Below are 24085 nucleotides of genomic sequence, written 5' to 3'. Positions count from 1 at the left end.
CACCTATCGGCGTGGCTCGCGGGGGACGTATGCGGAGGTTGGGCCGGCTGTGGTGGCGTCGCCATCGGGCAGCCTCCGCAGCACGAGCTGGCAGACCGTACGGCAGGCCAGGTCACTGCCCACCGCACGGCGTTCAGAAGGGTCGCGGGTCGCAGCGCTCAGCAAGCCACCACCCAGGGGCTGCCGCTCAGCAAGCTGCCGCTCAGGAGGGCCGTGGGGCGCGGCGGTGCTTGCGCTGGGCTAGTTCGTCCTCCTCCACCGGCACGAACATCGGCCGTCCCGGCTCGCACAACATCGTGACCGTGAACCGCAACGGACCATCCTCGCGGTTGTTCCCGTCCTGGTAATGGATGACATCCCCACCCGGCTCCCAGAACGCCTCCCCGGCCCGGATCACCCGCTCCGGCTCCCCCTCCAGTTCCATCAGCATCTCGCCCTCCAGCACGAACCCGAACGCGGGCCCGGGATGCCGATGGGGCGGTGCGCCCGGGTCGCCGGGCGGGTATTCGACGACCACGGTCATCGCGTGCGCGTCCTTCGGGATGAAGGGAGGCTGCGCCTCCTGCAGCACGGTCACCGCCGTCTGCCATGCGGTGGATCTCGGCTCGGCCATGGGTTTCCCTTTCCGTAAGGTGCTCTACTTCGCGGTGGCGTTCTGACCGAGCCAGTCGCGGTAGTGGATCGTACCGAGGGTGGCGCCGTCGTCCGGCACCAGCGACCTCTCGGTCAGCTCGCTGCCGAAGTAGCGCGCGTGCGGATCGGTGACCACCTCGCGCGGGTCGCCCCACGCGGTCAGTGCCTGGCGGAAGAAGTCATCCATGCGGTACTCCTCGGGCCCGGCCACCTCGACGCGGCCGTTGAGCGGCGTCCCCACGGCGGTCCTGCCGACCGCCCGGGCCACGTCGTCGCCGGCGATCGGCTGGAACAGTACGGGCGCCACGTGCACCTTGCCGTCCGCCGTGGCCCCGTCGGCGATGCTGCGGGCGAACTCGTAGAACTGCGTCGAGTGCACCAGCGAGAACGGGATCCCGGACTTCTCGATCAGCTGCTCCTGTGCGATCTTCGCCGCGAAGTAGGCGTTGTCCGGCATCCGCTCGGTCCCGACGACGGACACCGCGACGTGGTGCCGGACTCCGGCCGCCGCCTCTGCGGCGAGCAGGTTCCGTGTGGAGGTCTGGAAGAACTCCATCACCGCCGTGCGCTCGAACGACGGCGAGTTCGACACGTCGACGACCACCTGGGCGCCGGTCAGCGCCTCGGCGAGTCCTTCGCCGGTGAGCGTGTTGACGCCGGTGTTCGGCGCGGCTGCCAGCGCCTCGTGACCGTACTCCCCGAGCTTGGTGACGAGCTTCGATCCGATCAGCCCGGTACCACCGATGACCACGATCTTCATGGCGAACCCCCTCCTGTGTCCGCCGGGGGCACCTCGTGTGCCGCCCGGTTCTCAGCTAAGACAAGGCAGCGCTTCCTATTGTGACAACGCGAGGCCGATAGTGGCGGGGATGCCCTGGCGGGTCATCTTGGCGTAGGGGCTCAGGGCGCTCGCTTGGGCGAGCAGCGGGCCGGCCGTGTCGTCATCGACTCCGGGCCAGCTCACGACGAGGTCGGCGCGGAGCTGGTAGCCGCCGTCCGCGGGATCGCGACCCAAGGCGACGGTCGCCTCCACCGTGATCGGTTCGGGGTCGAGCAGGTGCCGCCGCGCCAGCAGGCTGAGAGCGCCATGGAAGCAGGCGGCGTACCCGGCGGCGAACAGCTGTTCCGGGTTGGGGCCCGGGTTGCCGCCGCCCAGTTCCTCGGGCATCCGCAGTTCGAGGGAGAGGGCGCCGTCGGACGAGCGGGCCCGGCCGGTGGCGCGGCCGTGGGCGGAGCCGCCGCCGGTGACGGCGACGCGGGTGGTGTAGAGCGGCTTGAACGCCGGGCCGCTGTAGTCGTGGTCGGTGGACAGGAGCGGGTCGTTCATCAGCACACCTTTCGGTCACGGGCGGTGCCAGTGCTGGAGTTTGTCGGGGTTGAGGATGATCCACACGGCAGTGACCTCGGCTCCGGCGACGCTCACGCTGACCACCGCCACGGCCTGCCCGGCCCGGCGCAGCACGAGACCGGTCCGGCCGTTCACCGAGCCCGCGGTGACCTCGGTGCCTTCCTGGCCGATCAGCAGCGTCGTGACGAACCGGGCGACCGCGTCCGCACCGTGGGTCGGGCGTACGGCGGCGCGTACCTTGCCACCACCGTCGCTGACGACGATCGCGTCCTCGGCCAGGACGGCCCGCAGCGCCGTCGTGTCCCCGTCCCGGCAGGCCGCGGCGAACCGGCGGGCGACCCGGTCGTGCCGGGCGAAGGAGAGGGCGAGGGAGAGGGACAGGGAGGGGGCGGGGGTGGGCAGCGCCCCGGAGCCTGGACGGTGCCGCGCCGGATCGGCGACGGGCTCGGGCGCGAGGGCCGGGCCGCGGGGAACCCATCGGGGCGTGGCCAGCAGATCCAGGCAGATGCCTCCCGCGGTCCGCGTCAGCCAGGCGCGCGGCACCGCGATGCCGGCGCGTTCGTCGTCACCGAGGGCGTACCAGCGGCGATAGGTCTCCTGGACGACGTGCTCGGCCGTGCTCTCCGAGCCGAACATCCACGCGGCGATCTCGAGCAGGTGCCGCCGTTCGTCGAGCATCTCCGCCAGCGACTCGGCGCCCGCCTCACTCACGGCCTGCCGCCGTCGAGCTGCCAAGCGAACGCTTCCCAAGCGAACGGTTCCCAAGCGAACGGTTCCCAAGCGAACGCCTCCGAACGGAACGCCTCCCAAGGCAACGCTTCCGAAAGGAACGCCTCCAGACGGGAACGGCCGGCGCGGTCGTCGGCCAACCAGGTGATCCGCACGATTCCTCTGTTCCTTCGATGTCAACAGGTAAGACCGGTCAGCCCGCCGAGGTGTGACACCGGGTGCGCGAGCGTGCGTACGCCTCGACCTTGTCCGGGTTGACGATCCACATGAGGTGATGGATCCCGTACGGCGACGCCTCGATGGCCAGCAGCGTGACCCCGCCCCGGCCACGGGGAACGAGGAGCCCGGTGTGCCCGTTCAGCTCGACCCACGCGATGTCCGAACCGGGCCAGAACCGGGGCGCGAACGCGGTCATGAACCTCGCCACCCGGTTGCGGCCCAGCAGGGGGAACCGCGCCGCCCCTCTGAGGCCGTTGCCGTCGGAGGAGCTGACGACGTCGGCGGCGAACAGCTCTTCGAGGGCGGCGACGTCGCCCGTCTGGGCAGCGTCGAGGAAGGCTTTCAGGAGCCGCCTGTGCTCGAGCTTGTCGATGGGCTCACGCCGTACCGCGGTCAGGTGTTTGCGGGCCCGGCTCACGAGCTGCCGGACGTTGACCGGGCTGAGCTGGAGGATCTCCGCGATCTGCGGGTACGGGTAGTCGAACGCCTCGCGCAGCACGTATGCGGCGCGCTCGTTGGGGGTGAGCCTTTCGAGCAGGAGCAGGAGGGCGAGTTCGAGCGCTTCGCCGCGTTCGGCGCCCAGGGCGGGGTCGAGGCTGGTGTCGACGGGTTCGGGCAGCCACGGCCCGATGTACGCCTCGCGGCGGGAGCGGGCGGACTGGGTGACGTTGATGGCCAGGCGGGTGGTGATCAGGGCGAGGAAGGCCGGCGGGTTCTCGATGGCCGTGCGGTCGGTGTCCTGCCAGCGCAGCCAGACCTCCTGCACGACGTCCTCGGCCTCGGCCACGCTGGCGAGCATGCGGTAGGCGATGCCGAACAGCCGCGGCCGCAGCTCGGTGAACACCGACGCGGCGCGCTCGAGCCCCCCGGCCTCTCCCGGGTGTTCGGCATGCATGTCTACCTGCGCTTTCACTGCTTTGGCCGCACTCTACCCGCGTTCCTCACGGAAGCCGATCTCCCGGTGGGTGCCGTCGCACAGCGGCTTGTTGCCGGACTGGCCGCAGCGGCAGAGCGTCATCCGGTTGCGGTCTCCGGCGGCCGGCCGTCCGATCGCGTGACCGGGACTCCCCCGGTCACCCACAGTGCGCCGGCCAGGCCGTCCTCCTCCTCCAGAACCGAGATGGCCCGAGGAAGGTCGGGGTTCTATCGTGTCGCCGCCGCGTTCGAGGGCGTAGGTGTAGGAGCCGGAGGGGCAGTGGTGCGGCTCGCCGGTCTTCCAGGTGAGCGCGTCGTTCCCGGCGGAGACGATCTTGCGTTTGCGCCGGAGGGGGACGCGGCCGTACACGATGTATGGGCCGTCGCGGAGCACGACGATCCGCTGGTGGTCGCCGGAGCTGGCAGCATCTCGGGCGTGTCCAGCCGTGGATGGCCGCCGACTGCGTTGAGCAGGTTCGCGGCCGGCGCCAGATGCAGCATCTCCTCGGCGAAGACGCTGCCGACCACCTGCACGGCTTCCGGGTTGCGGCCGGGGTCCAAGGAGTACAACGCGCACAGGTACGGCGGCAGCGTCGCGTGTTCCAGTTCGATCGCCCATTGCAGGGGCTCACGAAGGCTCTCGAGCGTGTCGATGCGCGCCTCAGGCAACGTCGCCGCCGGGCGAGCTCGTTGAGAAACTCGTGCTCGCCGCTTGGGGCGCTCATGTCTCCTCCATGGGATGTCCGGGGGCTGCCGACTAAGACAGGGCAGCCTCCGGACTTGTGACACGGCTACTCGACGAGTTTGCCGACGGTCGAGACCTCGCGCATGAGCGCCGCGATCTCAGCGGGAATCGGCGGGATGGCTTCGCGCTGCACCGATCCGGGGCCGGACCACACGAAGTTGACCTGCAGCGCGGGGTCGAGTTCCGGGTAGTCGGAGCGGTTGTGGCAGCCGCGGGTCTCGCGGCGCTCCAGCGCGGTCTCGATCGTCGCCCGTGCGGCGAGCGCCGCGGACTTCAGGTCGAAGGCGTGCGCCAGGTCCTGGTAGCCGGCGATGTCCGGGTGCACGCCGACGGCGGCGATGCGCGCCTCGACCGCGTCCAGTTCGGCCAGGCCCTTCCGCAGGCCGTCCTCGTCGCGGACCACGCCGGCGTACTCGGTCATGATGTCGCGCAGCGCTCGCTGCAGCGCCCGCACGTTCTCCGGGCCGTCGGCGGCGAGGAGCGCGTCCACCTCCGCCCGCGCCGCGTCGAGCGCCTCGGCGGAGCGGCGCTGGGCGTCCAGGCCCGCGGAGTAGGCGGCCGCCGCCTGGCCGACGATGCGGCCGAAGACGAGGAGCTCGATGAGGGAGTTGCCGCCCAGGCGGTTGGCGCCGTGCAGGCCGCTGGCCGCCTCCCCGATCGCGTACAGGCCGTCGACGCCCGTGCCGTGGTCCTCGGGCCGCACCCAGACGCCGCCCATCGAGTAGTGCGCGGTAGGCGCGATCTCGATCGGCTCCTTGGTGATGTCGAGCATCTGCAGTTCCAGGAGCGTCTGGTAGACACGCGGCAACCGCTTCATGATCGTCTCGCGCGGCAGGTGGGACACGTCCAGCCAGACGCCGCCGGCCGGGGTCCCGCGCCCCTCCTTGATCTCCGTGTAGGCGGCCAGCGAGACACGGTCGCGGGTGGACAGCTCCATCCGCTCCGGGTCGTAACGCGCCATGAACCGCTCGCCGAGGTGGTTGCGCAGGATCCCGCCCTCGCCCCGGGCGGCTTCCGAGACGAGCGTGCCGGCCGCGTTCTCGGGTGCGATGAGCCCGGACGGGTGGAACTGCACGAGTTCGGGGTCGCGGATACGGCACCCTGCGAGTACGGCGAGGCGGAACGAGTCACCGGTGTTCTCGTCACGCCGGGAGGACGTACGCCGCCAGATCCGCGTGTGGCCGCCAGCCGCCAGGATCACCGCGTCGGCGTGGATGACGTAGCGGCGGCCGTCAGCGAGGTCGAACCCGTACGCGCCGAAGACCGCGTTGTCGCGGACGAGGATGCGCGTGATGTAGACGCTGTCGAGGATGGGGACGCCGAGTTGGGCGGCCCGGTTGATCAGCGTGCGCTGGATCTCGAGTCCGGTGTAGTCGCCGGCGAAGGCGGTGCGCCGGAAGGTGTGGGCGCCGAAGAAGCGCTGGGAGATCCGCCCGTCCTGTTCTCGCGCGAACGGCATGCCGTACCGCTGGAGGTCCTCGATGCCCCGCGCGGCTCCTTCGGTGACGATGCGCACGGTCTCGGGGTTGGCGAGGAGGTAGCTCTCCTTGAGGGTGTCCGCGGCGTGCTGCTGCCAGGAGTCCTCGGGGTCCATCGTGGCGAGGGCCGCGTTGATGCCCCCGGCCGCGAGCGAGGTGTGCGCATCCGCTTTCGGGCGTTTTCCGACGGCGAGGACGTCAACGCCGCGCTCGGCGAGTTCGATCGCGGCCCGCAGCCCGGCTCCTCCCGTCCCGATGACCAGGACGGACGTGGCGATCCGGTTCTCTGGCGCGTGCATGGTGCTCCTCCGGCCCATCGACGACTGCTATCCAGCAATAAGACGGGACAAGGGGGCGATTTTGTGACATCAGGGCCAGGAGGAGTCCTGATCGGGGTCGCCGCCCTCGGACAGGAGGCGGAGGTCGGATTCGACCATCATGGCGACCAGCTCGTCGAAGGAGACCGTGGGTTCCCAGCCGAGTTGCACGCGCGCCTTCTTGGGGTCGGCGCACAGCAGGTCCACCTCGGCCGGCCGGTGGAGGGTCTGGTCGCCGACCACGTACCGCTCCCAGTCGAGCCCGGCGGCGGTGAAGGCGGCTTCGACCAGTTCGCGGACGGACTTCATGCGGCCGGTGCCGATCACGTAGTCCTCGGGGGTGCCGGCCTGGAGCATGAGGTGCATGGCGCGGACGTAGTCGCCGGCGAAGCCCCAGTCGCGGCGGGCCTCCAGGTTGCCGAGGCGGAGTTCGGCGGCCAGGCCGAGTTTGATGCGGGCGGCACCCAGGGTGACCTTGCGGGTGACGAACTCGGCGCCGCGGCGTGGGGACTCGTGGTTGAACAGGATGCCGGAGACGGCGAACATGCCGTACGACTCGCGGTAGTTCTGGGTGAGGAAGTGGCCGTACGCCTTGGCCACGCCGTACGGCGAGCGGGGATGGAAGCCGGTGCGCTCGGTTTGCGGGGTTTCGGCGACCTGGCCGAACATCTCAGAGGACGAAGCCTGATAAAAGCGGATCTGGCCGGTGGAGCGGACCCCTCCGCCCCTGGAGACGCCCGAGCACACCCTGATGGCCTCCAGCATGCGCAGCACGCCCATGCCGGTGACCTCGGCCGTCAGCTCGGCCTGCTCCCAGGACATGGGAACGAAGGAGATGGCGCCCAGGTTGTAGACCTCGTCGGGCTGAACGCGTTCCACCGCCGAGATGAGGGAACCCTGGTCCAGGAGGTCGCCTCTCACCACCTGGACGTCGGCGAGGAGCTTGCGCATGCGCGACACCCGCGGGTTGGCCTGGCCCCGGGCCAGGCCCCAGACCTCGTACCCCTGGGCGAGCAGATGCTCTGCCAGATAGGAGCCGTCCTGGCCGGTGATGCCGGTGATCAGAGCGCGCCTGGCCAACGGGTCCTCCAACTATCGCAACCGCGTCCGTTGGGACGGGAATGTACAGCTATGCACTTGGAACAGCACCACGTCGACTAGAACAAGTTCCACCGAACTACGTTCGGTCACGACAACGTCGCAGTTGGCGAGCCCTGTACGGCCGGGTAGGAACAATTCCAGATGACCTACCGAATGGTAGCCTTTTCCAACTAAGGTCATCTTTCACGGTACACGCCCGACTCAGGTGTCTACCGGCGGAGAAAGGGGTGTCCGTGAATGACACGCTACGGATCGCGCTGCTGTCCTACCGCAGCAAGCCGACCTGTGGTGGGCAGGGCGTCTACCTTCGCCACCTGAGTCGCGAACTGGTCGCCCTCGGGCACCATGTAGAGGTCTTCTCCGGCCAGCCGTACCCGGAACTCGACGAGGGCGTGATCCTCAACAAGGTGCCGAGCCTCGACCTGTACCGCGACGAGGACCCGTTCCGTACCCCCAAACTGCACGAGTACCGCGACTGGATCGACTGGCTCGAGGTCGGGACCATGTGGACCGCGGGCTTCCCCGAGCCGCTGACCTTCACCCTGCGCGCCTACCGGGAGCTGAAGAAGCGCGTGGGCGACTTCGACGTGGTCCAGGACAACCAGACCCTCGGGTACGGCCTGCTCGGCATCCAGAAGCTCTTCCCCGTGGTCGGCACCATCCACCACCCGATCAGCGTGGACCGGCGCATCGAGCTGGAGGCGGCCCAGGGCGCCAAGAAGCTGAGCATGCGACGCTGGTACGGATTCGTGAAAATGCAGGCCAAGGTCGCGCCGCGGCTGAGCCCGATCCTGACCGTGAGCGAGTCGTCCCTGGCCGACATCCACCGCGACTTCAACGTGCCGCAGGCCAACATGCGCCTGATCCCCCTGGGCGTCGACACCCGATATTTCCACCCACGCCCCGAAAAATCGCGGAAAAAGGGTTCGATCGTTGCCGTCGCCTCCGCCGACTCTCCCATGAAGGGCGTGGCCACGCTCCTCCGGGCGGTCGCCAAACTGGCCACCGAACGCGACGTCACCCTCACCGTCGTCAGCAAGCCCACCCCGGGCGGCCCCACCGAGCAGCTCGTCCAGGAGCTCAGCCTCCAGGACCGGGTCCGCTTCGTGCACGGCATCTCCGACGACGAACTGGGCGAGCTGATCGCCACCTCCGAGATCTCGGTCGTCCCCTCGCTCTACGAGGGCTTCTCCCTGCCCGCCGTGGAGCACATGGCCTGCGCCACCCCGCTGGTGGCCAGCCGTACCGGAGCGCTGCCCGAAGTGGTCGGAGACGCGGCCATCCAGGTCAAGCCCGGCGACCCGGAGGAACTCGCGGCCGTGCTGCGGCGCCTGCACGACTCCCCCGAGGAGCGCGCGGCGGTCGGCGAGCGCGGCTACGACCGGGTCATGGAGCGCTACACCTGGCACGTGGTCGCCAAGAGGACCGTCGAAGCCTACCGAGAAGCCATCAATGCAAACCCAAGCGCAGGAGCTCGGCCGAAGAGAGCGAGGAACGAAGCCAACGGAGGCCGAAGCGGGCGCGACAATCAGAATGGAGCGCGCTGACCGTGCTGACCGTCGACTTCGCCAAGCTGCCCGTCGGCCCCGGAGTTCGCGTTCTCGACCTTGGCTGCGGCGGCGGCCGGCACGCCTTCGAGGTGCTGCGCAAAGGCGCCGACGTGGTCGCCTTCGACATGGACCAGGCCGAACTGGACAACGTGGCCGCCATGTTCGTGGCGATGGACAAGGCCGGCGAGGTACCGGTCGGGGCCACCGGTGAGACCGTCCAGGGCACCGCGCTCGGCATGCCGTTCGAGGAGGCCAGCTTCGACCGGGTGATCGCGGCCGAGGTGCTGGAGCACATCCCGGACGACATGACGGCGATGGCGGAGATCTTCCGGGTGCTCAAGCCCGGCGGCACGGCGGCGATCACGGTGCCGAGCTTCCTGCCGGAGCGGATCTGCTGGGCGCTGGACGAGGACTACCACACGGCCCCCGGGGGACATGTCCGGATCTACACCCTGGCCGAGCTGAGCGCCAAGCTGAAGTCGACCGGCTTCGAGATCGGCCCCCACCACCACGCCCACGGGCTGCACGCGCCCTACTGGTGGATCAAGTGCGCCGTCGGCGTCAACAACGACGAGCACCCGCTGGCCAAGGCATACCACGAGCTCCTGGTGTGGGACATCATGAAGCGCCCCGCCGCCACCCGCCTCGCCGAGGCCCTGCTCAACCCGATCATCGGCAAGAGCGTGGTCCTCTACGTGCGGAAGCCGGCGGCGTGACCATCGGACACGGCATCACCTGGGAGCAGGTGGTCCAGACGGCCGAGAGCATCGCCGCCATCCAGCAGGAGGACGGCGGCGTGCCCTGGCCCGAGGGGCACGTGGACGCGTGGAACCACGTCGAGTGCCTCATGGCGATGGCCGTCGCCGGTCTGCACGAGCCGGTCGCCAGGGGCTACGACTGGCTGGCCCGCCACCAGCGCCCCGACGGCTCCTGGGCCATGAAGATCCAGGACGGCACGCCGGTCGAGCGCGGCGGCGAGTCCAACCACGCGGCCTACATCGCGGTCGGCGTCTGGCACAACTACCTGGTCACCGGCAAGGACCCCGGCCGCCTGTGGCCCACGGTCAAGCGCGCGCTCGACTACGTGGCCGGCCTGCAGACCGAACGCGGCGAGATCGTCTGGGAACGCGACGCCCGGGGCGTGCCCGCCACCTACGCCCTGCTGACCGGCTGCGCCTCGATCCACCAGGGCCTGCGCTGCGGCGTCCTGCTCGCCGACCATCTGGGCGACCCGCAGCCCCATTGGGAGCTGGCCGCCGACCGGCTGGCCCACGTGCTGACCACGCACCCGGAGGCGTTCGCCGACAAGAGCCGCTTCTCGATGGACTGGTACTACCCGGTCCTCGGCGGCGCCGTCCGCGGCCAGGCCGCCAAGGAGCTGATCGAGCGCGAGTGGGCGACGTTCGTGGTGCCGGGCCTGGGCATCCGCTGCGTCTCCGACCAGCCGTGGGTGACCGGCGCGGAGACCTGCGAGCTGGTCCTCGCCCTGGACGCGCTGGGCGAGCGCGACCGCGCGCTCGGCCTGTACGCGGACGTGCAGCACCTGCGTCACGAGGACGGCTCGTACTGGACGGGCTGGCAGTTCGCCAACCGCAAGCACTTCCCGCACGAGCGCAGCGGCTACACGGCCGCCGCCTCGATCCTCGCCGCCGACGCGCTCCACGACTTCACCGCGGGCGCGGGCATCTTCCGCGACGTCCACACTCCCGCCGTCCGTTCCTTCACCCCCGTATGCGGCTGCAGCCTGTACGGCACAGCCCAGGTCACGCCACCCACCGACGTGCGCTGACGCAGGTCGGGGGGATCGCTTCTCACGTCGGACGAACGCGCCGCCGCAACGGCCCCCGCATGACCGGCCGACCGCAAGCGGTTTTGCCGACTCTTTGGCTGCCCATGCGGAGCGGCGGCGGGGAATGCCGCATTGGGCTCACTAGCTTCGGGAGTGGCCGTACGAGGCGTCTTCGGGGGAAGCGTGGGCGACACGGGCACAACTTCGTTCTTGGATCAGGTCAGGACCGAGCAGACACCCTCCCCGGCACGTGGCCTGTGGAGGTTTCTGGAGAAGGACCCCATCGAGGCGGATCTGGGGCGGCGGCGGTTCCGTCTGCGAGCCGGGCAGGCGCCCGGGGTGCTGACGGCGGCCGAGAAGTCGTACGTTCTCGGGTTCAACGCGGTTCTCTCCCAGGAGATCCATGTGGTGGGCCGCCTGCCGTACGAGCAGCAGCCCTTTGGCTGGGAGGGCGCGGCGGCGGCGGCCACCGCGCTCGACCTGATCACTCTGACCCGGGGCCGGCGCCTACACGAGCTACTAGCCGGCCCCGCCCAATCTCACCCGTATGCCGCCCATGTGGGGGCCGGGCGGGCGCACGCGTTGCTGCGGCTGCCGCCTACCTGGGGCCTGCGGCGGGCGCATCCGCTGCTGCGCTGGCTGGCGATCGACGGGTACGGGTTCCAGCGCAGCATGGTGAAGGCCGATCTCATGGTCGGCGAGCGGGCCATGCCGGAGCTGGCGCTGCGGGCCCACTGCGCGATCTTCGACCAGGGGCTGGGGCGGCTGCTGTGGTACCACGACTGCGCCTCGCCGGACGACGTCGCGGCGCGGGTGGCCGCGTACCCGGTGCCGCGCCGGGCCGATCTGTGGAGCGGGATCGGCTTCGCCGCCTGTCACACCGGAGGCGCGGAGGCCGACGAGCTCGAGCAGTTGGCGGTCTACGCGGGTGCGGACGGGTTCCGGCAGCACCTGGCGCTGGGGGGCGCGTTCGCGTGCGCCGCCTGGATGGCGGCCGGTGTCCTGCCCGAGCACGCCGAGGTGGCGGCGCCCATCCTGGCCGGGGCTCCGGCGGAGGAGGCGGGCACGTGGCCGGATGCCGCCCTGGTCGCCCTGGGCCATGATCCGCACACGCACGACGACTTCCTGAGCTGGCGAGCGCAGACCCGTCGCGTGTGGGCCCGCCGCCACCGGCTCGACGCGCCTGACTAGGGAATATACCCCTGTAGGGTAGATGTTGCTCGACGCAGGAGGTTGAGCACATGTATGACGTGCACGTGATCGAGACGTCCGGGCTCGGTGACCGGAGCTACCTGGTCACCGACGGGACGGTGGCGGCCGTGGTGGATCCGCAGCGGGACGTGGACCGGGTCCTCGCGCTGGCCGGGGAACTGGGCGTGCGGATCACCGCGGTGGCCGAGACCCACTTGCACAACGACTACGTCTCCGGCGGCCTGGAACTGGCGCGGCTGACCGGGGCGGTGTACGCGATGGCCCGGGACGACGAGGTGGCGTTCGACCGCCTGCCGCTCGGGGACGGGGACGTGCTGGAGGTCTCCCCCGCTCTGCGGCTCCGGGCCCTGCACACGCCCGGCCACACCTTCCACCACCTGTCGTACGTCCTCGAGCACGAGGGGGCGCCCGTCGGCGTGTTCACCGGCGGCTCGCTGTTGTTCGGCACCACTGGGCGGCCCGACCTTCTCGGCCACGAGCACACCGAGACCCTCGCCCGCCACCAGCACGCCTCCGCGCACAGGCTCGCCGACACGCTGCCCGACGGCGCGGCGGTCTGGCCCACGCACGGCTTCGGCAGCTTCTGCGCCGTCGGCGCCGCTGCGACACCGGCCCGGGAGAGGACGCTGGCCGGGGAGAAGCTGGCCAACCCGGCTCTGCGGCTGGCCGAGGACGCCTTCGTGGCCGGCGTGCTGGCCGGTCTGGACGCCTACCCCGCCTACTACGCCCACATGGGCGCCGTCAACGCCGCCGGCCCCGCGCCCGTGGACCTGCGCCTGCCCACGCCCGCCGACCCGGCGGAACTGGCCCGGCGCCTGGACGCCGGCGAGTGGGTCGTGGACCTGCGCTCCCGCACCGCCTACGCCGCCTCCCACGTGACCGGCACCGTCAGCCTGGGCCTGGACGGCAGCATGGCCACCTGGCTCGGCTGGCTGACCGAACGCGGCGCGCCGATCACCCTGCTCGGCGCCACGCGGGACGAGGTGTCCCGGGCCCACCGCGAACTGGTCCGCATCGGCATCGGCCAGAGCGCCGTGGCCGTCGGCACCCCCGAGGAACTGGCCCCGGACCGGCTGAGCTCGCTGCGCCGCGTGACCTTCACCGATCTGGCGAAGGCGCTCGCCGGCCCGGACGCGCCGGTCGTGCTGGACGTCCGGCTCGGCGGCGAATGGCGGGACGGGCACGTGGACGGCTCGATCAACATCCCGCTGCCGGAGCTGACGCGGCGGGCCGCCGAGATCCCGCCGGGCGAGGTGTGGGTGCACTGCGGCACCGGCTACCGCGCGACGGCCGCCGCCTCGCTCCTGGCCCGGGCGGGGCGCCCGGCCGTGGTCATCGACGACACCTTCGCCACCGCCGCCGACCAGGGCGTCCCCTTGTCCGCATGACGATCGGGAGGAGTCAGACGCGTTCGAGGATCCGCAGCGACCCCTCGGCCCCGACCTCCTTGAACTCCCCGGAAGCCAGCGCCCGCACATACACCTGGTACGGCGCCTGCCCCCCATCGGCCGGATCCGGGTAGATGTCATGAAAAACCAGCGCCCCGCCCGCCATCACGTGCGGCGCCCACCCCTCGTAGTCCGCGGTGACCGGCGCCTCGGAGTGACCGCCGTCGATGAACAGCAGCGCCAGCGGCGTGTTCCAGTGCCGGGCCACCACGGCCGACTGCCCCACGATCGCGATCACCTCGTCCTCCAGCCCGGCCCCGGCGATGGCGGCGCGGAAGGCGGGCAGCGAGTCCATCTTCCCGAAGCGCGGATCCATGAGGGTCGGATCGTGGTGGGCCCATCCGGGCTGGATCTCCTCCGACCCGCGATGGTGGTCGACGGTGAACACGACACTCCCGGCCTGCCGGGCCGCCGCGCCGAGGTAGATCGCGGACTTGCCGCAGTAGGTGCCGATCTCACAGATGGGACCGTTTCCGGCATACTGCAGAGCCGCGCGGAACAGGGCCAGCCCTTCGGCCGGCGGCATGAATCCCTTGGCGTGCTCGGCTGCGTAGCGCAGCTCAGGCGGCATCGTCATGGAGCAGCACCCTAGTAGAACCGAACAACATTCCATTCCCCTCTTGTCGGCGAATCTGGAACCTGTTCTACTGGGCAACGTGAACCAGCGTGCGCGCATCACGATGCCGGAAGAGGACGTCACCGCCCTCATCGAGAGCTCACAGAAACTGCAGCTCGCCACGATCAACCCCGACGGCACCCCGCACCTGGTGACCATGTTCTACGGCCTCGACGAAGGCCGGATCGCTTTCTGGACCTACGGCAAGGCTCAGAAGGCGATCAACCTCTCCCGGGACCCGCGGGTCAGCTGCCTGATCGAGACCGGCGAGCAGTATGCGGAACTGCGCGGCGTCCTCCTGTACGGCGTGGCCAAGCCGGTGGACGACCCCGGCCGCGTCCTCGAGGTCGGCATGCAGATCGCCCGCAGGATGACGCCCGGCGTCCCCGACGAGGATCTCCGGCCGTTCGTCGAACTGACCGGAAGAAAACGCCTCGCTTACGTGGTCGAGCGCACCAGAGTGGTCTCATGGGATCACAGGAGGCTCACATGAAGGTCAAGGTCGACTACCTGGTGTGCGAGGCCAATGCCGTGTGCATGGGACTCGCCCCCGAAGTGTTCGAGGTGGACGAAGAGGACAACCTGCACGTCCTTCTCCCCGAGCCACCAGCCGACATGCAGGACCGGGTACGGCACGCCGTACGGTCCTGTCCCAAAGCCGCCCTCTCCCTCGAGGAGTGACTCGAGGGGCAACCCAGGAGGACACCCCCATGCGCGCCGCGATTCTGCACGCCGTAGGCGACGACAAGCTCGACCTTCGCGACGACGTGACGCTGGCGCCGGTCGGGCCGACGGACGTGCGCGTCCGGATCCGGGCGACCGGCGTCTGCCACTCCGACCTGTCGGCCATGACCGGCGTGCTGCCCCAGCCCGTGCCGCTCGTCCCGGGGCACGAGGGCGCGGGCGAGGTGGTCGAGGTGGGCGAGCACGTCACCTCGCTCCAGCCGGGCGACCACGTGATCGTCAACTGGCGCCCGTCGTGCCAGGAGTGCGACCTGTGCCTGGGCGGCCAGCCGTACCTGTGCATGAAGTACGTCATCGAGAGCTTCACCAAGGGCAACTTCCGCATCGGCGGCGACACGACGGCCTTCGGGCTGGCGGGGTGCGGCACGTGGGCCGAGGAGTGCGTGATCCCGTGGCAGGGCGCGATCAAGGTCGATCCCGAGGTGCCGTGGGAGGCGGCGGCGCTGATCGGCTGCGGCATCACCACGGGCGTGGGCGCGGCGGTCAACACCGCCAAGGTACGGCCCGGCTCCACGGTGGCGGTGATCGGCTGCGGCGGCGTGGGCCTGTCGGTGATCCAGGGCGCCCGTGTCTCCGGCGCCCGGGTGATCCTGGCGGTGGACCCGCTGACCTCCAAGCACGAGCTGGCCAAGAAGGTCGGCGCCACGCACGCGGTCACCCCCGAGGACGTTCCGGGCGCGCTGGCGGAGCTGACCGGCGGCGCGGGCTTCGACTACGGCTTCGAGGTGGTCGGCAAGGCGGCCACGATCACCAGCGCGTGGCAGATCACCCGCGCGGGCGGCGACGTGATCGTGGTCGGCGCCGGCGCCGCGGACGACATGGTGCAACTGTCCGCCTTCAGCCTGCTGTTCGAGGGCAAGAACCTGCTGTCCAGCCTGTACGGCGAGGCCGACGTGCGGCACGACTTCCCCTATTTCGCCAAGCTCTACAAGGCCGGGCAGCTCGACCTGGAGACGATGATCAGCGCCAGGATCAGGCTGGCCGACCTCAACGACGCCGTCGCGGCGCTCAAGGGCGGCGAGGTGCTCCGGCAGATCGTGGTCATGGACTGATAAATCCCGAAAAAGGGGCCGGGCCTCCCGGCCCCTTTTCACGCCCGGATAGACGTCCATCCCACCGGCCCGAGGCGATCCACCGGAACATCGTGCGCGGGACGATGCTCACCGACAAGCCCGCGACCGGCCGGGCACTTGGCGTGTGCCGCCCGAAACGACTACTCCACCACGAGGTTGACCGGGATGTTGCCGCGGGTGGCGTTGGAGTAGGGGCAGACCTGGTGCGTGGCCTCCAGCAGCGCCTGACCCTGCTCGGGGGTGATCTCGTCGGGCAGTTCCACCCGCAGCGTGACCTCGAGGCCGAAGCCGCCCTGCCCGTTGGCGAGCAGGCCCACCTCGGCGGTCACCGCGACATCCGTGACGTCGAGCTTCTGGCGCTTGCCGACGAGCTGCATGGCGCTGGCGAAGCAGGCGGCGTACCCGACGGCGAAGAGCTGCTCGGGGTTGGTGCCGGCGCCCTGGCCGCCGAGCTCCTGCGGAGGGGAGAGCTTGACGTCCAGCTTGCCGTCGGCGGTGATGCCGCGGCCGTCGCGGCCGGAAGCGGTGCCGACCGCGGTGTACAGGGCCTTGCTCATCGTGGACTCCCTCGACAGAAATGGAGACAGACAGGTCTGTCTATCTCAGGCTCGATAGTAGACAGACCTGTCTGGTAGTGTCAAGGACATGAGCAGCCCCGCCCGCACCCGCATCCTGGAGACCGCCACCCGGCTCTTCTACGCCGAGGGCATCAGGGCCGTGGGCATCGACCGCATCATCGCCGAGGCCGGCGTGGCGAAGGCCACCTTCTACCACCACTTCCCCGCCAAGGACGACCTGGTCACCGCCTACGTCGACGACCAGGCCAGGATGCAGCGCGAACTGGCCGACAGGCTCCCCGCCGCGCCGCCGCGCGACAAACTGCTCATGATCTTCGAGCGCCTGGGCGAGGCCGGCAGCAACCCCGCCTACCGGGGCTGCCCGTTCATCAACGCCGCGGCCGAGTTCCCCGACCGCGCCCACCCGGTGCGCCGGGCCGTCGCCGCCTACCGGCGCTGGTTCGGCGACCTCATGCTCGGCCTGCTCAAGGAGGCCGAGCACGCGACGCCGGAGCGGACCGCGGACATCCTCATGATCGTGCGCGACGGCGTGGCCGTGGGCTTCGACCTCGACGACCCGGCCGCGGTCCGCGCCTCCATCCGGGAGAGCGTCACCAGGGTGTTGTCAGCCTGAGGTCGAGAAGGCCGCGTCGAAGGCGGTCGCCGGCGGGGTGATGGAGTTGACCGTCCGGATGAACGCCAGCGCCTCGCGGGCGCCGTCCAGGCGGTCCATGCCGGCGTCCTCCCACTCGATGGAGATCGGGCCGGCGTAACCGATGGCGTTCAGGGCCCGGAAGCAGTCCTCCCACGGCACGTCGCCCCGCCCGGTCGAGACGAAGTCCCAGCCACGGCGCAGGTCGGCCCAGGGCAGGTGCGAGGAGAGGCGGCCCCGGCGGCCGTCGCCCACCCGCACCCGGGTGTCCTTGCAGTCCACGTGGTAGATGCGGTCGGCGAAGTCCAGGATGAAGGTCACGGGGTCGATGTCCTGCCAGACCATGTGCGACGGATCCCAGTTGAGGCCGAAGGCCGGGCGGTGGCCGATCGCCTCCAGCGTGCGCTGGGTGGTCACGTAGTCGTAGGCGATCTCCGAGGGGTGCACCTCGTGCGCGAAGCGGACGCCGACCTCGTCGAAGACGTCCAGGATCGGATGCCAGCGGTCGGCGAAGTCCCGGTAGCCGGCCTCCACCATCGAGGCGGGCACCGGCGGGAACATCGCCACCGTGTGCCAGATCGACGAGCCGGTGAAGCCGACGACCGTGTTCACGCCGAGCGCGGCGGCGGCCCTGGCCGTGTTCTTCATGTCCTCCGCGGCGGCCCGCCGTACGGACTCGGGGTCGCCGGCGCCCCAGATGCGGGCCGGCAGGATGGCCTTGTGCCGCTCGTCGATCGGGTGGTCGCAAATGGCCTGACCGACGAGATGGTTGGAGATGGTCCACACCTTGAGGCCGTACTTGTCGAGCTGGTCGAGCTTGCGGGTGACGTAACCGGGATCCTCGATCGCGGCCGCCACGTCGAAGTGGTCACCCGAGCAGGCGATCTCCAGCCCGTCGTACCCCCATTCGGCCGCCAGCCTGCACACCTCGTCGAAGGGCAGGTCGGCCCACTGTCCGGTGAAGAGCGTGACCGGTCTGGTCATGGGATCTCCTTGTACGTGCCGTTGCTCTGCTCGACCGCCTCCAGCACCCGCTGGACCCGCAGCCCGTCGGCGAACGAGGGCGAGGGGTCGGTTCCGGCGGCGATCGCCTCCAGGAAGTCCTTGATCTCGTGGGTGAACGTGTGCTCGTAGCCGAGCCCGTGCCCCGGCGGCCACCACGCGCCGGCGTAGGGATGGTCGGGCTCGGTGACCAGGATCCGGGTGAAACCGGCGCCGCCCTCGCTCACCCACAGCTCGTTCATCGCCTCGAAGTCGAAGTACAGGCTGCCCAGCGCGCCGTTCAGCTCGATGCGCAGCGCGTTCTTGCGCCCGGTGGCGAAGCGCGTGGCCTCGAACGTGGCCAGCGCCCCGCCCGACATCCGGCCGACGAACACCGCCGCGTCGTCGACGGTGACCGTCCCCATCTCGCCGGTACGGCCGGCGCCCTCGATCGGCCGTTCCTTGACGAAGGTCTCGGTCAGCCCCGTCACGCCGACGACGCGCCGGCCGGTGACGAACTCGGCGGTGTCGATGATGTGCGCCCCGATGTCACCGAGCGCGCCCGAGCCCGCCTTGTCCTTGCGCAGCCGCCACACCAGCGGGAAGTCCGGGTCCACGACCCAGTCCTGCAGGTACTGCGCCCGCACGTGCCTGATCTCGCCCAGCCTGCCCTCGGCCACCAGCCGCCTGGCCAGGGCGACCGCCGGCACCCGCCGGTAGTTGAAGGCGACCATGCTCCGGCCGGCCGACTCCGCGGCGGCGGCCGCCATCCGTGAAGCCTCCTCCACGGTGTTGGCCAGCGGCTTCTCGCAGATGACGTGCTTGCCGGCGGCCAGCGCGGCGACGGCGATCTCGGCGTGGGAGTCGCCGGGCGTGCAGATGTCGACGATGCCGACGTCGTCGCGCTCGATCACCGCCCGCCAGTCGGTCACCGCCTCCGCCCAGCCCATCCGCTCGGCCGCCGCCTCGGTCGCCTCCTTCGACCGGCCGCAGATCACCCGCATCGACGGGGTGAGCGGCAGGTCGAAGAAGGCCGAGACGTTCCGCCACGCCTGGGAGTGGACGCGCCCCATGAAGGCATAGCCGATCATGCCGACGCCGACGGTTCTTTCGGACATGCAACCCCCGATCAGGATTCGAAGCCGAGAGGCAGGTACTTCTCGACGTTCTCCTTGGTGATGGTCTCGGATGCCAGCGTGATCGACTGAGGCACTTGGTTCTCCACGAGATCGCCCATGCCCTTTCCCTGGGCGATCAGGCGGGCGAGCTTGATCGCCGAGGAGGCCATCGTCGGGCTGTAGGTGACCGTGGCCTCCAGCACCGAGCCGCCCGACTGGATCTCCTTCATGGCGTTGAGCGATCCGGCGCCGCCGACCATGAAGAACTCGGTGCGCCCCGCCTCCTTGATCGCCGCCAGCACGCCCACGCCCTGGTCGTCGTCGTGGTTCCACAGCGCGTCGATCTTCTTGTGGGCCTGCAGCAGGCTGGCCGCCACCTGGTTGCCGGTCTCGACGGTGAACTTGGCGTCCTGCTTGGCGGTGACGCTGAAGCCGTACGTCTTGAGCGCGTCGGCGAAGCCCTTGCTGCGGTCCTGCGTGAGCGGGAGGGTGGCGATGCCAATGCCCTGGATCTCCACGATGACCGGGTTCGTCACGCCCTTGTCTTTGAGCTTCTTGCCGACGTGGTGGCCGGCGGCCACGCCCATGCCGTAGTTGTCGCCGCCGATCCAGGTGCGGTAGGCGAGCTTGTCCGGGAAGACGCGGTCGAGATTGACCACCGGGATGCCGGCGTTGGTGGCCTGCAGGGCGACCTGGTTGAGCTGCTGGCCGTCGTTGGGCAGGATCACCAGCGCGGCGACCTTGGCCGCGATCAGCGACTCGACCGCGGAGATCTGGGCGTTGATGTCGTTGGTCGGCTCGACCGGCTTGAACTCGATGTCGGCGTACTGCTTGGCGGTGGCCTCGGCGTTCTTGGCGATGGCCGCGATCCAGCCGTGGTCGGCGGCGGGGGCCGAGAAGCCGATGACGACCTTCTGACCCGGCTCGTCGTTGCCGCTCGCGGCGGGGGCGGGCGCCGGAGCCGCGCTGGAGGGCGCCGCGGCGGGCACGTTCGAGGTGCATCCGGCGGCCACTAAGGCGACCCCGCCGATCAGGAAGCCACGGCGCGCGACGTTTTCTGTCATGGTGCTCTCTCCTTGAGGTTCCGCCGCTGGAGAAGGACGGCGACGACGATGATCAGGCCCTTGGCGATCAGCTGGTCGCTGGTGTTGAGGCCGTTGAGGATGAACAGGTTGGTGATGAGCGTGAAGATGAGCAGGCCGAGGATGGATCCGACGAGGGTGCCCCGGCCGCCGGTGAGGAGCGTGCCGCCGATGATCACGGCGGCGATGGCGTCCAGCTCGTACAGGTCGCCGTGGGTGGAGGAACCCGTCGTGGTGCGGGCCATGATCAGGATCGCGGCGATGCCGCAGCACAGGCCCGACAGCGCGTACAACGCCATCGTGTGCCGGCGCACGTTGATCCCGGCGAGCCTGGCCGCCTCGGGGTTGCCGCCGACCGCGTAGGTGCGGCGGCCGAACGTGGTGCGGTTGAGCAGGATCCAGCCCAGCACCACGACCAGGGCGAAGATGTAGACCAGCAGCGGGATGCCGAGCACCCGGGTGGTGGACAGCTCCACGACGGCGTGGTTGCCGCTCTGGATGAGCTGGGTCTTGCGGTCGGACATACGCTGGGCCAGGCCGCGCGCGGCCACGAGCATGGCCAGCGTGGCGATGAACGGCACCAGCCGCCCATAGGAGACCAGCAGCCCGTTGACCAGCCCGGCCCCGGTGCCGACCAGGATCGCGCAGACCGCCATGACGAACGGCCCGTACGACTGCGTGGCCAGCGTGGTCGCCCACACCGAGGCCAGCGCCATGATCGCGCCCACCGACAGGTCGATGCCGCCCCCGATGATGACGAACGTCATGCCGACCGTGATGACGCCGATCGTGGCGGCCAGCGACAGGATGCTGACCAGGTTCGAGGCAGTGGCGAAGTTGCCGGGCTTGGTGACCAGGCCGACGATCGCCAGCAGCACCAGCGCCGCGACCAGCCCGAGGTGCCGGGTCGCCCCGGCCCGCCCCAGCCACGTCTCGCGTACGGCGGCGCCGCGCGTGTCCACCTTCACGCCGCACTCCCTTCCATGATCATGTCCAGCACCCGGTGCTCGTCGAGCCCGTCGGCCGGGCCCTCGTGGATGACCCGGCCCTCGCGCAGCACCAGCACCCGGTCGGCCAGCCCCAGCACCTCGGGCACCTCGCTGGAGACCAGCAGCACCCCGATCCCCTGGTCGGCCAGCCTGCGGATGACCGCGTAGAGCTCGGCCCGCGCGCCCACGTCCACGCCCCGGGTGGGCTCGTCGAGCAGGAGCAGCTTGCGGTCGTCCAGCAGCCAGCGGGCCAGCACGGCCTTCTGCTGGTTGCCGCCGGACAACGTCTTGACCGGGCGCTCCGGGTCGGGCGGGCGGATGCCGAGGGCGTCCACCAGGCGCGCGGCGGCCTCCCGCTCCCGGGCGCGGCGCAGCCAGCCGAAGCGGGCGAAGCCGGGCAGCGTGCCGAGCGTGATGTTGGCGGTGACGCTCTGGTCGAGCAGGAGCGCCTGGGCCTTGCGTTCCTCGGGGGCCAGGCCCATGCCCTGCCTGACCGCGTCCACGGTGCCCCTGACCGGTCTGCCGCCGAGCAGAACCCTGCCGGAGGCGGGACGCGCGCCGTACACCGCTTCGAGGATCTCCGAGCGGCCGGAGCCGACCAGGCCGGCCAGCCCCACGATCTCGCCGGCGTGCACGGAGAAGGAGACCCCGGAGAAGGCGCCCGGGGCGCTCAGATCCTCGACGCGCAGCACCGCGGGGCCCCGGCCCGAGGCGCGGGGCGGGAAGACGTACTCGACGGTGCGGCCGGTCATGAGGGAGACGATCTGGGAGGTGGGCGTCTCACTGGCCGGCAGGCCGACGGCGACCGTGCGGCCGTCCTTCAGGACCGTCACCCGGTCGCCGATCTCGCGGATCTCCTCCAGGCGGTGGGAGATGTAGACGACGGCGACGCCCTGGGCGCTCAGCTCGCGGATGATGCGGAAGAGGTTGGCGACCTCGTCGTGGGCGAGGGCGGCGGAGGGTTCGTCCATGATGATCAGGCGGGCGTCGTGGGAGAGCGCCCTGGCCATGGAGACGACCTGCTTGGCGGCCGGGGAGAGCCGGCCGACCTCGGTCGAGGGGCGGATCTCCGGGTGGCCGAGCCGGGCGAGGATCCCGGCTGCGGCCCGGTGGGTGGCGGACCGGTTGACGAAGCCCGCACGGGACTTCTCATGGCCCAGCAGGATGTTGTCGGCCACGCTCAGCCCGTCCACCAGGTCGAGCTCCTGGTAGATGGTGGCGATGCCGAGCCTGATCGCGTCGATGGGGCTGCCGGGCCGTACCTTCGCGCCGTTGAACTCGATCGTGCCCGCGTCCGGCTGGTGCACCCCGGCCAGCACTTTGATCAGCGTGGACTTCCCGGCGCCGTTCTGGCCGAGCAGGCAGTGAACCTCGCCGGCCCGCACGTCGAGATCGACGCCGTCCAGCGCGCGCACGCCCGGGAACTGCTTGACGACTCCCCTGATGACCAGCATGGGTCCTCTCAGGCGTTGATGATCCGGTTGATGTTCTCTGGCGAGAGGTAGTGCTCGATCGCGAGGATGCCCGCGCCCAGCGCGGCGGCGTTCACTCCCGTACGGCTCGGCACGATCGTCAGGTGGTGGGTGGCCAGCGGCAGCGACCGGCGGTAGACGGTCTCGCGGATCCCGGCCAGCAGGTGCTCGTGCACGCGTGACAGGGCGCCGCCGACGACGATGACCTCGGGGTTGAAGAAGTTGACCAGGCCGGCCAGCACCTCGCCGATGAGCCGGCCGGCCTCTCTGACCAGGCGCAGCGCCTGGGTGTTGCCGCTCTGCACCAGGCGCACCACGTCCGCGCCGGACTCGGCGGCGAAGCCCAGCTCGGTGAGCCTGCGGGCGATCGCCGCGCCGCCGGCCACCGCCTCCAGGCAGGCGCTGTTGCCGCACCGGCAGCCCGCCTCCTCGTGGCCGCTGACCCGGATGTGCCCGATGTCGCCGGCGGAGCCGCTGGCCCCGCGGTGCAGCGCGCCCTGGGCGACGATGCCGCAGCCGATGCCGGTGCCGACCTTCACGAACAGCAGGTGGCCGGTGCCGGCGAAGGCGTTGCGGTGCTCGCCCAGGGCCATGACGTTGACGTCGTTGTCCACCAGGACGGTCGCGCCGGCGAAGTAGTCGGGGATCGGGTAGTCGTTCCAGCCCGGCATGATCGGCGGGTTGTTGGGCCGCCCGGTGGCGAATTCGACCGGTCCCGGCACGCCGACGCCGAGCGACTTCAGCGCGGTCCGCGGCCGCCCCGCCTCGCCGAGCAGCCGGTCGAGCAGCGTGTCGACGTGCGCCAGCACGGTCTCGGGGCCTTCGGCGATGTGCAGCGGGTCCTCGCACTCGGCCAGGACGCGGCCGGTGAGGTCCATGAGCGCGATCCGGCAGTGGGTGGCGCCGAGGTCCACCCCGGCGACCGTGTGGTCGTCGGTGTGCAGGCGGAGCTGCCGGGGCGGACGGCCGCCGGTGGACTCGCCGCTGTCGGTCTCCTCCACCAGGCCGCGCTCGATGAGGGCGTCGACCCGCTGGGAGATCGTCGACCGGGCCAGGCCAGTGAGCCTGGCCAGGTCCGAGCGGGTGGTGGCGGAGCCGGCGCTGATGAGGGTCAGCACGTCGCCGGGAGAGCCGGGGGGTGAGCTCATGCCGCCGACGATAGGAGCACTATCCCGTCAGAAGCAAGGGGGTCCGTCCAACAAACTTGGCCGACTTCCGTCGATCATCGAACAAAGTCCGATGCGCGATGCAAGGCGACGCGGCGGGGTAGTGGGAGGCATGTCGATGAAGGAGCCCAGAAATAGGTAAGGACCGTAG

26 protein-coding genes and 1 pseudogene are annotated in these 24085 nt (G+C 70.5%); 9 read left to right on the top strand and 18 right to left on the bottom strand.

Annotated elements, in window-relative coordinates; genetic code table 11:
* Nucleotides 1-202: 202 nt before the first annotated feature.
* The 10 genes and pseudogenes from FVE25_RS31395 to FVE25_RS31350 all read right to left on the bottom strand — a co-directional run bounded on the left by FVE25_RS31395 (nt 203) and on the right by FVE25_RS31350 (nt 7464).
* Nucleotides 203-613, bottom strand: a complete 411-nt coding sequence (locus FVE25_RS31395; RefSeq protein WP_157250735.1) for a cupin domain-containing protein — start codon at nt 611-613, stop codon at nt 203-205.
* Nucleotides 614-637: 24 nt separating this feature from the next.
* Entirely contained in the window at nt 638-1393 is a 756-nt protein-coding gene (locus FVE25_RS31390; protein WP_157250734.1) for an SDR family oxidoreductase, read from the bottom strand.
* A gap of 75 nt (nt 1394-1468) precedes the next feature.
* Nucleotides 1469-1960, bottom strand: coding sequence for an Ohr family peroxiredoxin (locus FVE25_RS31385; RefSeq protein WP_157250733.1), 492 nt, complete (start codon nt 1958-1960; stop codon nt 1469-1471).
* Between the two features lie 15 nt (nt 1961-1975).
* Nucleotides 1976-2692: a sigma factor gene (locus FVE25_RS31380; protein ID WP_157250732.1), complete on the bottom strand. Its 717-nt coding sequence runs from the start codon at nt 2690-2692 to the stop codon at nt 1976-1978.
* Complete coding sequence (locus FVE25_RS31375) at nt 2689-2865, bottom strand: hypothetical protein (RefSeq protein ID WP_157250731.1); 177 nt, start codon at nt 2863-2865, stop codon at nt 2689-2691. Before FVE25_RS31375 ends, FVE25_RS31380 begins: the two co-directional genes overlap by 4 nt.
* A gap of 38 nt (nt 2866-2903) precedes the next feature.
* On the bottom strand, nt 2904-3824 hold the full coding sequence (locus FVE25_RS31370; RefSeq protein WP_157250730.1) for an RNA polymerase sigma-70 factor: 921 nt from the start codon (nt 3822-3824) through the stop codon (nt 2904-2906).
* A gap of 33 nt (nt 3825-3857) precedes the next feature.
* Entirely contained in the window at nt 3858-4238 is a 381-nt protein-coding gene (locus tag FVE25_RS55530) for a CDGSH iron-sulfur domain-containing protein (RefSeq protein ID WP_246267704.1), read from the bottom strand.
* A 26-nt stretch (nt 4239-4264) separates the two neighbouring features.
* Nucleotides 4265-4633, bottom strand: a pseudogene (locus tag FVE25_RS57105) (ferritin-like domain-containing protein); the annotation flags it as partial.
* 2 nt (nt 4634-4635) lie between these two features.
* The gene (locus FVE25_RS31355) at nt 4636-6366 is read right to left on the bottom strand and encodes an L-aspartate oxidase (RefSeq protein ID WP_157250728.1); all 1731 of its coding nucleotides are present in this window, start codon (nt 6364-6366) and stop codon (nt 4636-4638) included.
* 69 nt (nt 6367-6435) lie between these two features.
* Complete coding sequence (locus FVE25_RS31350; protein WP_157250727.1) at nt 6436-7464, bottom strand: GDP-mannose 4,6-dehydratase; 1029 nt, start codon at nt 7462-7464, stop codon at nt 6436-6438.
* Nucleotides 7465-7718: 254 nt separating this feature from the next.
* Here FVE25_RS31350 and FVE25_RS31345 point away from each other — a divergent pair, with 254 nt between their 5' ends.
* The 5 genes from FVE25_RS31345 (at nt 7719) to FVE25_RS31325 (ending at nt 13424) form a co-directional block, all read left to right on the top strand.
* The gene (locus tag FVE25_RS31345) at nt 7719-9032 is read left to right on the top strand and encodes a glycosyltransferase family 4 protein (RefSeq protein ID WP_425489515.1); all 1314 of its coding nucleotides are present in this window, start codon (nt 7719-7721) and stop codon (nt 9030-9032) included.
* A 2-nt stretch (nt 9033-9034) separates the two neighbouring features.
* Entirely contained in the window at nt 9035-9751 is a 717-nt protein-coding gene (locus FVE25_RS31340; protein WP_157250726.1) for a class I SAM-dependent methyltransferase, read from the top strand.
* Nucleotides 9748-10824 (top strand): prenyltransferase/squalene oxidase repeat-containing protein, encoded by a 1077-nt coding sequence (locus FVE25_RS31335; RefSeq protein WP_246267698.1) that lies wholly within the window; start codon nt 9748-9750, stop codon nt 10822-10824. Before FVE25_RS31340 ends, FVE25_RS31335 begins: the two co-directional genes overlap by 4 nt.
* Before the next feature lie 210 nt (nt 10825-11034).
* A complete protein-coding gene (locus FVE25_RS31330; RefSeq protein ID WP_157250725.1) occupies nt 11035-12015 on the top strand; it encodes a DUF1702 family protein in 981 nt (326 codons plus the stop codon).
* A 50-nt stretch (nt 12016-12065) separates the two neighbouring features.
* Entirely contained in the window at nt 12066-13424 is a 1359-nt protein-coding gene (locus FVE25_RS31325; protein WP_157250724.1) for an MBL fold metallo-hydrolase, read from the top strand.
* A 13-nt stretch (nt 13425-13437) separates the two neighbouring features.
* Here FVE25_RS31325 and FVE25_RS31320 read toward each other — a convergent pair whose 3' ends face one another.
* Nucleotides 13438-14055: a class I SAM-dependent methyltransferase gene (locus tag FVE25_RS31320; RefSeq protein ID WP_157250978.1), complete on the bottom strand. Its 618-nt coding sequence runs from the start codon at nt 14053-14055 to the stop codon at nt 13438-13440.
* Between the two features lie 85 nt (nt 14056-14140).
* Between FVE25_RS31320 and FVE25_RS31315 the strand changes: the two genes are divergently transcribed.
* Genes FVE25_RS31315 through FVE25_RS31305 form a run of 3 tightly spaced genes read left to right on the top strand, consistent with a single transcriptional unit; the run spans nt 14141 to nt 15896 of the window.
* Nucleotides 14141-14593 (top strand): pyridoxamine 5'-phosphate oxidase family protein, encoded by a 453-nt coding sequence (locus FVE25_RS31315; protein WP_157250723.1) that lies wholly within the window; start codon nt 14141-14143, stop codon nt 14591-14593.
* On the top strand, nt 14590-14781 hold the full coding sequence (locus FVE25_RS31310) for a ferredoxin (protein WP_157250722.1): 192 nt from the start codon (nt 14590-14592) through the stop codon (nt 14779-14781). The genes FVE25_RS31315 and FVE25_RS31310 overlap by 4 nt, the downstream gene beginning before the upstream one ends.
* A gap of 29 nt (nt 14782-14810) precedes the next feature.
* The gene (locus tag FVE25_RS31305) at nt 14811-15896 is read left to right on the top strand and encodes a Zn-dependent alcohol dehydrogenase (protein ID WP_157250721.1); all 1086 of its coding nucleotides are present in this window, start codon (nt 14811-14813) and stop codon (nt 15894-15896) included.
* 161 nt (nt 15897-16057) lie between these two features.
* Here the strand turns inward: FVE25_RS31305 and FVE25_RS31300 are convergent, their stop codons facing one another.
* Entirely contained in the window at nt 16058-16474 is a 417-nt protein-coding gene (locus tag FVE25_RS31300) for an organic hydroperoxide resistance protein (RefSeq protein WP_157250720.1), read from the bottom strand.
* Nucleotides 16475-16562: 88 nt separating this feature from the next.
* On the opposite strand from FVE25_RS31300, the gene FVE25_RS31295 reads away from it, so the two are divergent.
* On the top strand, nt 16563-17108 hold the full coding sequence (locus FVE25_RS31295) for a TetR/AcrR family transcriptional regulator (protein ID WP_157250719.1): 546 nt from the start codon (nt 16563-16565) through the stop codon (nt 17106-17108).
* Here FVE25_RS31295 and FVE25_RS31290 read toward each other — a convergent pair.
* From FVE25_RS31290 to FVE25_RS31265, 6 genes are read right to left on the bottom strand one after another with little or no spacing between them, the layout of a single operon-like run.
* Complete coding sequence (locus tag FVE25_RS31290; RefSeq protein WP_157250718.1) at nt 17100-18110, bottom strand: sugar phosphate isomerase/epimerase family protein; 1011 nt, start codon at nt 18108-18110, stop codon at nt 17100-17102. The two genes, FVE25_RS31295 and FVE25_RS31290, sit on opposite strands and share 9 nt — an antisense overlap.
* Nucleotides 18107-19225: a Gfo/Idh/MocA family protein gene (locus FVE25_RS31285; protein WP_157250717.1), complete on the bottom strand. Its 1119-nt coding sequence runs from the start codon at nt 19223-19225 to the stop codon at nt 18107-18109. Before FVE25_RS31285 ends, FVE25_RS31290 begins: the two co-directional genes overlap by 4 nt.
* Before the next feature lie 11 nt (nt 19226-19236).
* A complete protein-coding gene (locus tag FVE25_RS31280) occupies nt 19237-20289 on the bottom strand; it encodes an ABC transporter substrate-binding protein (RefSeq protein WP_157250716.1) in 1053 nt (350 codons plus the stop codon).
* A complete protein-coding gene (locus tag FVE25_RS31275) occupies nt 20286-21275 on the bottom strand; it encodes an ABC transporter permease (RefSeq protein WP_157250715.1) in 990 nt (329 codons plus the stop codon). The genes FVE25_RS31280 and FVE25_RS31275 overlap by 4 nt, the downstream gene beginning before the upstream one ends.
* Nucleotides 21272-22750, bottom strand: a complete 1479-nt coding sequence (locus FVE25_RS31270) for a sugar ABC transporter ATP-binding protein (RefSeq protein WP_157250714.1) — start codon at nt 22748-22750, stop codon at nt 21272-21274. The genes FVE25_RS31275 and FVE25_RS31270 overlap by 4 nt, the downstream gene beginning before the upstream one ends.
* Before the next feature lie 8 nt (nt 22751-22758).
* The gene (locus tag FVE25_RS31265) at nt 22759-23916 is read right to left on the bottom strand and encodes an ROK family transcriptional regulator (RefSeq protein WP_157250713.1); all 1158 of its coding nucleotides are present in this window, start codon (nt 23914-23916) and stop codon (nt 22759-22761) included.
* Nucleotides 23917-24085: the final 169 nt, after the last annotated feature.

This window comes from Nonomuraea typhae (assembly GCF_009760925.1).
GTDB lineage: Bacteria > Actinomycetota > Actinomycetes > Streptosporangiales > Streptosporangiaceae > Nonomuraea > Nonomuraea typhae.
This window is presented reverse-complemented; position numbering and strand designations above follow the sequence as displayed.

Bases quoted from the DNA above. Each gene is read 5' to 3' on its own strand.
- FVE25_RS31395 (WP_157250735.1), bottom strand. From the start codon at position 613: ATGGCCGAGCCGAGATCCACCGCATGGCAGACGGCGGTGACCGTGCTG.
- FVE25_RS31390 (WP_157250734.1), bottom strand. From the start codon at position 1,393: ATGAAGATCGTGGTCATCGGTGGTACCGGGCTGATCGGATCGAAGCTC.
- FVE25_RS31385 (WP_157250733.1), bottom strand. From the start codon at position 1,960: ATGAACGACCCGCTCCTGTCCACCGACCACGACTACAGCGGCCCGGCG.
- FVE25_RS31370 (WP_157250730.1), bottom strand. From the start codon at position 3,824: ATGCATGCCGAACACCCGGGAGAGGCCGGGGGGCTCGAGCGCGCCGCG.
- FVE25_RS31355 (WP_157250728.1), bottom strand. From the start codon at position 6,366: ATGCACGCGCCAGAGAACCGGATCGCCACGTCCGTCCTGGTCATCGGG.
- FVE25_RS31325 (WP_157250724.1), top strand. From the start codon at position 12,066: ATGTATGACGTGCACGTGATCGAGACGTCCGGGCTCGGTGACCGGAGC.
- FVE25_RS31320 (WP_157250978.1), bottom strand. From the start codon at position 14,055: ATGCCGCCTGAGCTGCGCTACGCAGCCGAGCACGCCAAGGGATTCATG.
- FVE25_RS31310 (WP_157250722.1), top strand. From the start codon at position 14,590: ATGAAGGTCAAGGTCGACTACCTGGTGTGCGAGGCCAATGCCGTGTGC.
- FVE25_RS31305 (WP_157250721.1), top strand. From the start codon at position 14,811: ATGCGCGCCGCGATTCTGCACGCCGTAGGCGACGACAAGCTCGACCTT.
- FVE25_RS31300 (WP_157250720.1), bottom strand. From the start codon at position 16,474: ATGAGCAAGGCCCTGTACACCGCGGTCGGCACCGCTTCCGGCCGCGAC.
- FVE25_RS31295 (WP_157250719.1), top strand. From the start codon at position 16,563: ATGAGCAGCCCCGCCCGCACCCGCATCCTGGAGACCGCCACCCGGCTC.
- FVE25_RS31290 (WP_157250718.1), bottom strand. From the start codon at position 18,110: ATGACCAGACCGGTCACGCTCTTCACCGGACAGTGGGCCGACCTGCCC.
- FVE25_RS31285 (WP_157250717.1), bottom strand. From the start codon at position 19,225: ATGTCCGAAAGAACCGTCGGCGTCGGCATGATCGGCTATGCCTTCATG.
- FVE25_RS31280 (WP_157250716.1), bottom strand. From the start codon at position 20,289: ATGACAGAAAACGTCGCGCGCCGTGGCTTCCTGATCGGCGGGGTCGCC.
- FVE25_RS31270 (WP_157250714.1), bottom strand. From the start codon at position 22,750: ATGCTGGTCATCAGGGGAGTCGTCAAGCAGTTCCCGGGCGTGCGCGCG.
- FVE25_RS31265 (WP_157250713.1), bottom strand. From the start codon at position 23,916: ATGAGCTCACCCCCCGGCTCTCCCGGCGACGTGCTGACCCTCATCAGC.